This is a genomic window from Arthrobacter silviterrae (genome assembly GCF_011045165.1).
GTDB lineage: Bacteria > Actinomycetota > Actinomycetes > Actinomycetales > Micrococcaceae > Specibacter > Specibacter silviterrae.
In genome coordinates this window covers 1-12,273 of sequence record NZ_JAAKZI010000026.1, presented here as the reverse complement: position 1 = coordinate 12,273, position 12,273 = coordinate 1, and the positions used below count along the sequence as shown (strand labels likewise).

Annotated in this window: 9 protein-coding genes; 5 read left to right on the top strand and 4 right to left on the bottom strand. The window is 58.2% G+C overall.

The window, feature by feature from the left end; translation table 11 throughout:
- Window positions 1-312 precede the first annotated feature (312 nt).
- From G6N77_RS13950 to G6N77_RS13930, 5 genes are all read left to right on the top strand, one after another.
- The gene (locus G6N77_RS13950) at window positions 313-1,512 is read left to right on the top strand and encodes an ROK family transcriptional regulator (RefSeq protein ID WP_165182780.1); all 1,200 of its coding nucleotides are present in this window, start codon (window positions 313-315) and stop codon (window positions 1,510-1,512) included.
- 273 nt (window positions 1,513-1,785) lie between these two features.
- Window positions 1,786-3,174 carry an extracellular solute-binding protein gene (locus tag G6N77_RS13945; RefSeq protein ID WP_240902164.1) on the top strand — a complete coding sequence of 463 codons (1,389 nt, stop codon included), beginning with the start codon at window positions 1,786-1,788 and terminating at the stop codon, window positions 3,172-3,174.
- Between the two features lie 2 nt (window positions 3,175-3,176).
- On the top strand, window positions 3,177-4,121 hold the full coding sequence (locus G6N77_RS13940) for a carbohydrate ABC transporter permease (RefSeq protein WP_165182779.1): 945 nt from the start codon (window positions 3,177-3,179) through the stop codon (window positions 4,119-4,121).
- Window positions 4,122-4,151: 30 nt separating this feature from the next.
- Complete coding sequence (locus G6N77_RS13935; RefSeq protein ID WP_205678299.1) at window positions 4,152-4,982, top strand: carbohydrate ABC transporter permease; 831 nt, start codon at window positions 4,152-4,154, stop codon at window positions 4,980-4,982.
- A gap of 29 nt (window positions 4,983-5,011) precedes the next feature.
- Complete coding sequence (locus tag G6N77_RS13930; protein ID WP_165182778.1) at window positions 5,012-8,020, top strand: alpha-mannosidase; 3,009 nt, start codon at window positions 5,012-5,014, stop codon at window positions 8,018-8,020.
- A 668-nt stretch (window positions 8,021-8,688) separates the two neighbouring features.
- On the opposite strand, the gene G6N77_RS13925 is transcribed toward G6N77_RS13930, so the two are convergent.
- The 4 genes from G6N77_RS13925 to G6N77_RS13910 all read right to left on the bottom strand — a co-directional run.
- On the bottom strand, window positions 8,689-9,024 hold the full coding sequence (locus tag G6N77_RS13925; protein WP_165182777.1) for a hypothetical protein: 336 nt from the start codon (window positions 9,022-9,024) through the stop codon (window positions 8,689-8,691).
- A gap of 36 nt (window positions 9,025-9,060) precedes the next feature.
- The gene (locus G6N77_RS13920) at window positions 9,061-9,978 is read right to left on the bottom strand and encodes an Abi family protein (protein ID WP_165182776.1); all 918 of its coding nucleotides are present in this window, start codon (window positions 9,976-9,978) and stop codon (window positions 9,061-9,063) included.
- A gap of 559 nt (window positions 9,979-10,537) precedes the next feature.
- Complete coding sequence (locus tag G6N77_RS20350) at window positions 10,538-11,416, bottom strand: DUF695 domain-containing protein (RefSeq protein ID WP_165182775.1); 879 nt, start codon at window positions 11,414-11,416, stop codon at window positions 10,538-10,540.
- 267 nt (window positions 11,417-11,683) lie between these two features.
- Window positions 11,684-12,273: DUF416 family protein (locus tag G6N77_RS13910; RefSeq protein WP_205678293.1), on the bottom strand; the 590-nt coding region annotated here is incomplete at its 5' end.

Below are 12,273 nucleotides of genomic sequence, written 5' to 3'. Positions count from 1 at the left end.
GCAGGGCGTGGGAAGCGCTGGCTTTTCCAATTGCTGTGGTTAGGGTGACTGGTTTCGGCGGCGACGATCGCCACTGAAATGGGGTCGGATCTGTTTTTGACACAGTTTTGTTTCCTCTTTATGGACGATGATAGGTACGTCTCGGGATGGTCCAATTTGGCGTCACGGAGGTCTTTGGTGGTCTTTGGTGGTCGGTGCGGCCTGGCTCCGCAGGGGAGAGGCATGGGGGCCAGGCGGATGCGGCCTTATAGTTAGTCTCATCATTCGACTTAAGGAGCGTCGCCCGTGGGCCGTGGGTCAAATCTTGGGAAGGTGGGGGATTTCAACCAGGCCGTTGTCTTGGATGCGATTCGGCGCTCACAGGATGGCATCAGCAGGACGGAGCTGGTGCAAACCAGTGGCTTGTCGACCCAGACCGTGTCAAATATTGTCCGTCGGCTGCTGAAGCAGGGAATCGTCTCTGAGGGAGAAAAAACGGTCACGGGAATTGGAAAACCGCGCACGCCACTGGTGGTGGTTCCGAACAGCAGGTTTGCGATCGGCGTCCATTTGGACCCGTCGGTGATAACGGTTGTTGCACTGGACCTCACAGGGAGCGTCGCATTCCGATCAAGGGAACAGACTGGCCTTGGTGTCGATGCAGCCACTATGGTTGCGCGGATTGCCGAGATTATTGAACAATGGGTCGCCTCGGTGCGTATTCCCCCGGAACGACTATTGGGGATCGGCATCGCAGTTCCAGGGCCCATAGATGAGGCAATGGGAACCATCGTCTCTCCGCCTCTCCTTCAGGGATGGGACGCGATTCGGGTGCGGGAAGCCCTTCGGGATGCCGTGGGGCTGCCCGTCCTGATGGAGAAGGACGTCATAGCCGCGGCCCATGGAGAACAGTGGTCCAGGGACAACGACGATGAGAATTTCGCCTTCATCTACTTGGGCACGGGAATAGGTGCGGGGCTGGTTGTCGACGGTCAAGTCCTCAGGGGCGCGTCCAACAATGTGGGTGGAATCGGTCATTTTGCCACTGGTTCAACTACGCCACTTTGTTCTTGTGGGCGGTCTGGCTGCGTCGGGGCGGCAACCCAGCCGGCCAACCTCGTCGCATGGGCCATCGAACGTGGCGTATTGCCCCCCTTGATTAATGGGGCAGACTCGGGAGAAGTTATCGAGGCCTTTGTGGAACTCGGCCGTCTTGCGGACAAGGGTGACCCTGGTGCACGCGACATCGTCGACACTTCAGCGCGGCAACTGGCAGTGGCAGTGGAAAACGTCGCCAGCCTGATTGACGTTGACACCGTAATTCTCGGCGGACCCATGTGGCATCCCGTGAGTCGGCGCTACTTGGGGATCCTTGGCCCGGAACTAGCGGCACGATACGAAGTGCGCGCGATTCACGGAATTGACGTCACGAGTTCAGTCCTGGGGGAGGACATCGCGGCAATCGGGGCTGGATGCGCGATTTTGGACCACATGTTGGCGCCCAAACAGACCGGACTGTTGCTCCAGGACTAATTTCGCGGCTTCATCCGGCTCGGGACTCGGGCCTGCCTTGCCTATCGGCGTCCCTTGCCATGGCCGGCCATGCGGGCTGCTCCGAGACGAAACGTGGCATTCAAAAAAGTCCTTGACTTTACTTACTCAATTAGATTTAGATAATGAGGAGCCATGTGTTGTACATCACGCAGGGGTGTCGGTTTCAAATTTGACCGCTATGCGGCAGGTGACTGGCACTCGCCGGGTGATGCAGGATTAGTTCCCGCGGGGCGGGAGGCGAAGCAACACTTCATGGATAACTGGGGATCGATGCAAGGGAGCAACGTGAAAAAGTTACAACTGGCAGCCATCGGGCTATCGGCACTGACGGCGATGTCGATGTCCGGCTGTGGAAGCACCAACGCGGGGCCGGCAAACACCACCATCAAGGTCGCCTACCAGCAATTTGGTAACTACCAGCCGCTGGAAAAGCTTCTGAACACCGCGAAGTCGGAAGTGGAAAAAGCCAACCCGGGCACGACGGTCACGTTGGTGCCGATCAAGGCGGCGGAAAACGATTACTATACGAAGCTCTCACTCATGAACAAGTCGGCATCCACGGCGCCCGACATCGCCTACGAGGACACGTTCTTGATCAAGTCCGACGCCGCTGCCGGGTACTTGCTCCCCTTGGACGACTACCTGAGCAAGTGGCCGGAATGGAACCAATTTGTCACCAGTGCCCAGGATGCAGGCAAGGGCGACGACGGCAAGATTTATGGCGTGTCCATGGGCACCGACACGCGTGCACTTTGGTACAACAAGGAATTGTTCCAGAAGGCCGGCATCACAGTGCCGTGGCAGCCCAAGACCTGGCAAGACATCATCACGGCCGCCCAGACGATCAAAGACAAAGTTCCCGGCGTCATGCCCCTGAACGTCTATTCGGGCAAGGCCGCCGGTGAGGCCTCTTCAATGCAGGGATTTGAGATGCTGAACTATGGCACGCCCACACCGCTCTTCGACAGCGCCAGCCAGAAGTGGGTGCTGGGTTCTCAAGGGTTTAAGGACTCCCTGGCCTTTATCCACAAGGTTTACTCTGAGGGGTTGACACCCACACCCCAACAAGCCCTTGACGCGCAAATAAACAGCATTGTTGGTGGCCAGTGGCTGCCCCAGTCCAAGCTCGCAATAGCGTTGGACGGGTCGTGGCTCCCAAGTAACTGGGGCCCTACGGGCGCTACTCCGTGGCCGGGGTGGGAGAAAACGATGGCCACCGCCGCCATGCCCACTCAGAATGGGCAAGCTCCTGGTTCTGTGAGCATGTCCGGCGGCTGGACGCTTTCTGTTGGTGCCAAAACGAAAAGCCCCGATCTTGCGGTGAAGTTCTTGGAAACGGCGTTGAATCAGAAGAACTCATTGAGTTACGACATCGACGGAGCTCAAATTGCCGTACGCAAGGACGTCATGTCTGATCCTGCGTACAAGTCCTCGAGCTCGGCTTTTGGCGTCCTGTCGGATGTCGTGGCGGTTACAAAGTTCCGCCCTGCCAATACTGATTACCCCAAGGTGTCCAACAACATCCAAGTAGCCATGGAAGCAGTCATGACCGGTCAACAAACGGTTGACCAAGCAGCGCAGGCGTACGACCAGGCGGTTTCGTCGGCCGTTGGCCCTGCCAAGACGACTGGCGGCAAGTAAGAATGGGCGGGACCGGGGTGCTGCCCGTGGGAACGGTCACTTCTCCGAGTGCTGGGGAACCCCGGTTCCCGTCCAGGAAGAAAAGGCCACGGCCGGCACGGCTGGTCCCCTTGCTGCCGGCCACCGTCTTGCTCGCGGTCTTCTTGTTGGGGCCCGTGGTGTGGTCGTTCTATGGATCGTTCACCAATTCGGCGCTAACAGGGGCAGCAGCCAACCACACTTCATTTGTTGGCTTGGATAACTACAGCAGCTTGTTTACATCCTCAGCCTTTCCGATGTCGTTGCTACTGACCCTCATTTTCGTCTTCGCTTCCGCGGTCATCGGGCAAAACCTGATTGGGCTTGCGCTGGCCGTGTTGATGCGAAAGTCCAACAAGGTGGTTCGCGCCGCCGTCGGTGCGTCTGTCGTCGCAGCATGGGTGCTGCCTGAGATCGTTGCGGCGTTTGGCGCGTACGCATTCTTTAGCAACACAGGAACCCTGAACGTCATCCTGCACGCCGTTGGCTTGCCCACCATCAATTGGTTGTACGACACACCGATGCTTGCGGTCACCTTAGCCAATGTATGGCGGGGAACCGCATTTTCCATGATGGTTTATTCGGCCGCGCTCATGAACATTCCCCCTGAAATAACGGAGGCGGCCACCGTTGATGGGGCGGGAGGATGGAAGCGGATGTGGAACATTACCTTGCCCATGATCCGGCGTAGCATTTCGACGAACCTCATGCTGATTACACTCCAGACCCTGTCGGTTTTCACCTTGATCTGGGTGATGACGGCTGGCGGGCCAGGCAGCAAGAGCTCCACCCTGCCTGTTTTGGCCTACCAGGAAGCATTCCAGTTCTCGAACCTTGGCTACGGGACGGCAATCGCCACCATTCTTCTGGTGGTGGGGGCAATCTTTTCAATAATTTACCTTCGAGTCCTGAAGCCCGAGGTGGACTAAGTGAGTGTTGCTGCACTTCCCAAGATTTCGATGTCTTCCCCACGGCACCTCGGTGTCAAATCGCTAACGAACGGGCTCCTGTTGTTTCTGGCGCTGTGCTTCTTGCTGCCGATGGTGTGGCTGCTACTGGCGTCGTTCGACACGGAGGCCACCCTGGCGGTCAATTGGCCGGCACAGTGGTCGTTGGCCAATTTTGCCAAGGTCATGACGCCCGAGCAGACCCTTATCCCGTTATGGAACAGCTTCCTGCTGTCGGCCGGGTGTGCGCTGGTCACCGTGACCTGTGCCGTATTGGCCGCCTACCCACTCTCACGCTATCCACTCCGGATTAAAAAGCCGTTCCTCTACGGCGTCCTGTTTGGCACAGGACTGCCTATCACAGCCATGATGGTGCCCGTCTACAGTCTCTTCGTAACACTGAACCTGATGGATTCCTTGACCGGCACGATGTTCTTCATGGCGGCAACATCCCTGCCGATGGCCATTTGGATGACCAAGAACTTCATGGACGAAGTCCCCATCTCCCTAGAAGAGGCTGCCTGGGTGGATGGCGCCTCGTCAATGCAAACCCTGCGCGCAATAGTCGTTCCGCTCATGCGTCCGGGGATCGCCGTGGTCTTTATCTTTGTCTTCATACAAGGCTGGGGGAATTTTTTCGTCCCCTTCGTGTTGCTGCTCTCGCCAGACAAGCAGCCAGCGGCAGTTTCGATCTTCAGCTTCTTTGGCCAATACGGCGCGGTGGCCTATGGCCAGCTGGCTGCTTTTTCCCTCGTCTATTCCGTGCCCGTCATCGTGCTGTACGTCATCGTGCAGAAGGTCCTGGGCGGGTCATTCGCCATGGCCGGCGCAGTCAAGGGCTAACAAATATTCTGACCTTCCAAGGAGGACTCATGCATGACTTCCGGCTCATTACCGAAGGACGGCTCGACCGGTTCCTGACCGAGCGAATCGAGCCATCGATCTACACGCGGTCCGAGGCTCTGTCCGTTTCGATGTGGGAGGCGCCTGATGAACCGGTCCCTGCTGCCCAAGCCCTGAGCGAACAATACAAACCATTTGAAGTAGGACAACCGTGGGGGAAACCCTGGGGAACAGTATGGTTCCACATCACGGGAACTGTACCGGCGGACTTTGGCAAGACCCCGGGGCATACCGTCGAACTGCTGGTGGACTTGGGCTTCAATATCAACTCTCCGGGATTCCAGTGTGAAGGAATTGTCTGGAACTCGGACGGAACCATCGTCAAGGCACTCTCACCACGAAACAACTGGATACCAGTCGCTGGCCCCACCATTGATCTGTATGTTGAGGCCGCAGCAAATCCGAATGTTGCTGAAGCTTTCATATTTGCCCCGACGGTGTTGGGCGACAAGGCGACGGCAGGATCCGACCCGATCTACCGGCTTCAACAGGTGGAAGTTGCCGAACGCAATGACGAGGTCTGGGCCCTCCGGCAAGACATTTGGACCCTCCGGGGGCTAATGCGCGAGTTGAGCACTGAGGTTCCGCGGAGGGCTGACTTGCTGACAGCTTTTGAGAGCATGCTCAACGCAATGGACCCGGAAGATGTGCCGGGCACCGCGTCGGCGGGCCGTGCCGAACTCGCCGAGGTGATGGGCCGTCCTGCTTATGCTTCGGCACACCGAATTGTTGCCACCGGCCACGCCCACATCGATTCTGCCTGGCTGTGGCCAGTCCGAGAGACTATTCGCAAATGCGCGAGAACTTTCTCCAATGTCGTTGCCTTGATGGATGCCTACCCGGAATTTGTCTTTTCATGTTCCTCGGCCCAGCAACTGGCCTGGATGAAGGAGTTCTATCCCGACCTCTTTCTCCGCATCAAGGAAAAGGTGAAAGCTGGCCAATTTGTTCCTGTCGGGGGCATGTGGGTCGAATCGGACACCAACATGCCTGGCGGTGAGGCGCTGGCCCGCCAGTTTGTGGTCGGAAAAACGTTCTTCCTTGAAGAATTCGGGGTGGACACGCAGGAAGTCTGGCTTCCGGATTCCTTCGGCTATTCGGGCGCACTTCCCCAGATAGTCAAGGCGGCGGGGTCTAAGTGGTTCTTGACGCAAAAGATCTCCTGGAACCAGACCAACAAGTTCCCCCACCACACTTTCGAGTGGGAAGGCATTGACGGCACGCGAGTGTTCACGCATTTCCCGCCCGTTGACACGTACAACTCTGAGCTGTCCGGGGCTGAACTTGCCCACGCCCAGCGCAACTATCGGGAGAAAGGCAGAGGGAACGTCTCCCTGGTTCCTTTTGGCTGGGGAGACGGCGGGGGAGGCCCAACCCGGGAAATGTTGGCAGCCGCGGCGCGCACCAACGACTTGGAAGGCTCGCCAAGGGTAAGAATCGGTTCGGCATCCAGCTTCTTCCAGGAGGCCCAGGACGAAAACAAGCGGATCCCGGTTTGGGTCGGGGAAATGTATTTGGAACTCCATCGAGGCACATACACGTCCCAGTCCAACACGAAACGTGGCAATCGTCGCAGCGAACATCTGCTTCGGGAAGCCGAACTTTGGGCGACGACGGCCACGATTCGCAATGGCGCCCAATATCCATACGAGGAGCTCTCGAGGATATGGCAGCTCGTGTTGTTGCAACAATTTCACGACATTCTTCCTGGCTCTTCCATCTCCTGGGTGCACCAGGACGCGGAGCGCAACTACGCTGCGATCAGCCGCGACCTGGAATCCGTCATCACGAAATCTGCTGAGCAAGCGGCGGGTATTGGAGATATTCGGCTGCTCCTGAATGCAACGCCCCACAGCAGGGACGGGGTTTCAGCATTGGGCGCGGCTCCCATCAAGGAATCTGGGGCGCCGGTGGCGACTTCAGTCAAGGACGGCGTCCATGTCTTGGACAATGGCCTCATCAAGGCAGCCGTCGATTCGGCGGGCCGCCTAGTCTCACTCGTGGATTACGCGAGCGGACGCGAATCCATAGCGCCAAATACGTTCGGCAACCACCTCGAGCTCCACCGGGACATCCCCAACCAATGGGACGCATGGGACATCGACGAGCACTACCGCCAAAACGTGACAAGTCTTGAAGAAACGACCCGGCCGGTCATGTTCGAAGAAGGCATGGCATGCGTCGTGGTCGCCCGAAACACGGGGAAGTCTGAAATTATCCAAAGGATCAGTCTGACGCCGGGAGCGAAATCGATCTCGATTACTACCGAGATCGACTGGCAGGAAAATGACAAGCTGCTCAAGCTTGGGTTTCCCTTCGATGTCCGGGCCGACCGGTCAGCAGCTGAAACCCAATTCGGCCACGTCTTCCGGCCCACCCACGAAAACACGTCATGGGAGGCAGCCAAATTTGAAATCTGCGCACACAGATGGATCCACGTCGGCGAACCAGGCTATGGCGTGGCCGTCACCAATGATGCAAGCTACGGACACGACGTATCCCGCTCAATACGTGACGACGGCGGGACCACGACGCGGGTACGGTTGTCGCTGTTGCGGGCCCCAAAATATCCTGACCCCAACAGTGACAGGGGTCCGCACTCCTTTACCGTTACTGTCCGCCCGGGCGCAGAGATCGCCGACGCAGTCGAGGAAGGCTACCGGACCAACCTCACCGCGCGCATGTTCAGTGGGGCGCACACAGTGGAACCGTTGTTTGTACTTTCAAATCCCGGCATCGTCATCGAGGCAGTCAAGCTCGCCGAAGACCATTCCGGCGACGTAATTGTCCGCCTCTACGAATCACTGGGCCAACGCAGCACCGGAACAATACAAGCGGGCTTTGCGACCCGCTCGGTCAACACCACGGACCTACTCGAAAGGGACCATCCAGGCGAGGCCGGCGTGGCCACCGGGACGGACCATGCCAAGTTGACCCTGCGCCCCTTCCAGTTGGTAACGCTGAGATTTACCCGCTAATCATTGTTACGTGTTGCAGTGGATGACCGCGATTGGTCGCTTGGCTGAGGACGTGGCGCGGTGGGTTGGATTTCCTTGTGGGCTTCCGTGGTGCCTAATGTCAAGATGAAAGCCAAATGGTTCGCGCGTGCCTCTGCAGTGTCACGCAGTGAGGTCTATGGCGGCTGGGTGCTGTTCCCCTGGGCGGGAAACCATTCGCCCCGAAGGAATCGTATGCGAGTACGGCGATCGGAGGGCCAATTTATGGCAATCTGGCCTTCGTGCTTTCCAGGCTCGGAGAAACCGCGGATTTTGGCCACTTTTTGGGCTCCCCTGTCCAAAAAGATGACTTGGCGGTCTTCAAATAGATGAGTGCCAGTCCAAGAGAATTTTGCTGAAATAGATGAGTAAAAGGTGAGTTGTGATAATTTTGGGCCCTTGCCGTTGCTGGCCTGGGGGACATAACCGCAGGTCAGCGCCACATTGGTGCCCCGGGTCGGACTCGAACCGACGGCCAAGAGAAACCCAGGAACCTCATGCCAACAGCCTTCAACCGGCGCCAAAATCCGCCAAATTCCGGGGGAGTGCGGAACAACGGGGCCCCATTGGCATGCCAATATTTGGCATGGGTTTTCGTTCAAAAACGTGAGTAAAACGTGACGAAGCCCCGCAGCGCAGCCCCGGAACTGCTATTTACTGGCCGTTTGCAGGTTCGTGGGCATGGCTGGTGGCATGCCACTGGTTGTGAAAAGAAGGCTGTTGTGCCTCAACCATTCGCGTTGTTCAGGCTGCGGTTTCGGTCCGGCCTGCCAGGTGGTTAGTTGCCATTGCGAAACAAGCAATTTGGTGATGTTTTGTTGGGGGAGCGGAGCACCAACTTCCATGATGAAAGGGCAATTTGCTGCTAATCTGGCGTCCTCCGCGGCATGAATCGGGACCGTTTCGTGAGTCAAATTGCGAACCGAAAAATGACTGCCGGATTCGATGAAATGCGAATCCGGTTTCCCAGGATTCTGGGCGGGCACGAGCTTGTGTTGTGAATACTTTTTTGCAAGGTGTTTTCAGTTTCGGGTATTCCAGATGGCGTGGGTCTGCCAGTTGCCGGGTGCGCCGATGTCGTTGAGGGTGGGTCCGGGAACATTGGGGAAGGAGGCCAGGAGGGCGTGTGCGTTGTTCATCCAGTCGCTGTTGTCACCAAGGCCGTCAAGGAGGAACGCGCAGAGGTACAGGACTGAGTAGATGCGTGTCTTCGGTGTTCCGGTCAGCGTATTTAGTGGGTCCAGAAGGGGTGACATTCCGGTGGGTATTCGCTGGAGCCGGAAGGTCACTGGCTGGTTCCAGACACGCGCGTGGTGGGCGCACATGTTGCGGACGTGATTGAGGACTTTGATCCAGTTGACCAGAAAGCTGCCCTGGGAGATTCCGAAAGTCCGTGAGATTTCACTGTGCTGGGCTTTGGTTAGAAACTGCCTGAAGAAGGTTGAGAGCATGCCGAAGTCGAGCAGTTCAACGGCAATCCATACGGGGGGTTTGAGATCCCAGCGGGACCTGTACAACCGCAGGATGTCATCGTGGGTGCTTGCCAGCTTTTCCTCGTAACGGGCCACCCACCATTGATGGGCCATCATTGGCCCTTGCGGCGTCTGAACCGGTGCCACGCAGCGGGCCGTGTCCAGGTGGGAGGCATTCAAGTGCGCGAAGGGATCCTGGGCGCCGATGCAGTGGGCCGTCCTGACACGCAGGGCGACCTCGATCTGTTCCAGCGCCTCCAGCAGTATGAGGCGGAGCCGTTGGTCAAACGTCCACAACGCGTGGGCGTCATCGAATGTCGTTCCTGCATGGAGCAGGTCCGAGCGGACTACGGTCCCGTCCACGTCAACATGGTCAATTTCACGGAACGGGTACCAGTAGGCGGCCAGCCGGTAGTAGCCGACGTTCCGCAGGTCTCGCAGCGCATCGTCGCGGCTGGGGATGAGCATCCCTCGTGAGAGGAGGATTTCCAGCTGTTGCTCGTAGCTGCGATGCGGTTTCGGTTCCAGGACGGCCCCTTCCGGTTAAAGAAAGCCAGCCCTTGCCGGTGGCAGAGGGGCTGGGGCTTAATGCATCCAGTCTATCGCAGACGGTGTGCAACCGCGGTATCTGACACCGGCAGTCTCGATCCTGCCGCGCCACGATTCGGCGTCCGGCCCAAAACCCTAACCAGTCAATTACTTCCATAGACTCTCGTGTCGCCATATTGCTCGGTCCAAATCCCGGGGTTCAACAGTGAGCTTCGTGGCCGCGAGCTGGAGGAGCTGCCGTGTTCGTGCGGGAGTAAGCCTGTTGTCATCGCCGAGAGCGCGGGCGAGGGAGCGCCGCACCAGCGTCCCTTGACGGTCCCCACTATGTCGACGGACGGGCTGTGGCGCGCATACTGAGACGACAGCCGCCCGGATTAGCGTCAGGTGCGCGGGGTTATCCAGTACATTCAAAACTATTGGCTGACAGTCCCATATGCGACTGCTGGTCCACTTTGTTGGTGAAAAAGGGTAGCAATTCTCACCCGGTAAGGTGACGTACAAGCCGCCAGGCGGGGTCGTGTGCGGAGTTAATTCCGAGGCGCCGGGAGCGGGCCCAGCTGGCCAGACTGGCCGCGACGTTCTGGTCCTCGCCATCGGTATAGACGTGAAATGTGCGTTGTCCGGATTGGGTCTCGTGACCGACAAGCAATCCCCGGGAACCAAGAAGGGATTCCAGCTCACCTTCGAGGCTGCGAAGATCTTCGAGTACGGAACTGTCGGCAGGAAGGCCATTGTCTTGTGCCGAAAACGTAGCAAGGACGGTGTTATGTACGTCGAGGGTTGGGTAGTCGATCCATCGCAGCGCCTGACGAAATAGGGCCAGTCCCGGCGTGCCGTCTGCGTTCTGCCACTGCGCCATAGTCCACTCATCGGGTTGGTGGTGCCCAGCCATCGTGGCGACAGAGCGCACCAAACCGGCGCCGTCCGTGGGTGCGACCGGGACAGTTTCCAGTGTCTCAACCCGGCCCATCCATCGCTCCACGTCGTCCTCGCCGAGCAGCCAGTCGAGAACGAGAAAGGTCACTTGCCACCGCACAGTCTCCGGAAGGTCGGGGAACATTGGGTGGTGGACCCCGACATGGACCCTGAGATTCTGCTCATCAGGGTCCACGTGGAAAAGCATCTTTGACAGGTCGACCTTCCTGCCTGCGATTTCCAGGACGTCGACGAGGGGACCCTGAACGGCCTCTTGGCTCGATCGGAACTCCCAAGTTGCGTCTGCCTGTGGTGCGGCGCGGAGCCAGCGTTCCGCTATTGGGCGCACCTCAGCGACTCCCGCAGCCGATACAGTCAGCCGGTGCTCTGACATGCTGCCGGCCCCGAAATGCCAGGTCAGCTCGGGGTGGATCGCCGCCACCAGCTGGCCTAGCTGATCAACAGCGGCCGACTGTCGGTGCGGATCAATCGTGTGCCCCTGCCTGCCCCACCAGTCCCAAAAAGCAGAAATGGGATGTAAGAGGGTAGCGGGGTCATTCCGACGGAATAGATGCATGGCGTCAAGGCTACGGTATTGGCTCCCCCCGTCCACTGCTATTTCGACACTTCCATCCCGCAGAGTTTCACCCGCGTGACTGGCATCGATGTGCACTCGGTATTGGGAAATGGTTCCATGATGCAAGTCTTGCTATGGAAGAGTAAGGCACCACGCTTCACCTTCTGCAGAAGCCCGTAGCCGAAGCTCGCCCCACCCATCATTGGCAGATGCCATCTCGGCGGTGAGGAGGTCCCTTTCGATCCCGTCCAGGGCGGCTTGGACAACCGGCTGGTGTTCGATGAACTTGTCCGTTCCTGGCGGGACTGCCCCCAGGATAGGAAACAGGGTCCATGCTCCACAGTCCGCAGCGTCATAGACCTGCCTGGCCGCCAGTTCAGCATCGACAGGATCATCTGATTGCCAAAGGCTGGCAGCATAGGCAACGCATGCGGTGGCACTTTGCGCATAGGCAGGGTCACCCAGTCGTTCATCGTCAATGGGCACCAGGCTCTCAGCCACGTCATCCAGGCCGTCCAGCGTGACATCTTTCCCCTTGGCAGCGTCCCAAATCTGGTTCAAGATTCCGTCCAATGTGTCTATTTTGGCAGATTCACCGTCGCCAAAGTAGCGGCGATACAGTGGCGACAGCCGCTGGGCGCATGCTGCCGCGAAGGCTGTCTTTGAGGGTCTATTCAGCTTCGTCAGCCGTTCGATCAACGTTGATCCGTCATACGTTTTCA

Bases quoted from the DNA above. Each gene is read 5' to 3' on its own strand.
- G6N77_RS13935 (WP_205678299.1), top strand. From the start codon at position 4,152: ATGTCTTCCCCACGGCACCTCGGTGTCAAATCGCTAACGAACGGGCTC.
- G6N77_RS13920 (WP_165182776.1), bottom strand. From the start codon at position 9,978: ATGCTCATCCCCAGCCGCGACGATGCGCTGCGAGACCTGCGGAACGTC.
- G6N77_RS13940 (WP_165182779.1), top strand. From the start codon at position 3,177: ATGGGCGGGACCGGGGTGCTGCCCGTGGGAACGGTCACTTCTCCGAGT.
- G6N77_RS13945 (WP_240902164.1), top strand. From the start codon at position 1,786: ATGGATAACTGGGGATCGATGCAAGGGAGCAACGTGAAAAAGTTACAA.
- G6N77_RS13930 (WP_165182778.1), top strand. From the start codon at position 5,012: ATGCATGACTTCCGGCTCATTACCGAAGGACGGCTCGACCGGTTCCTG.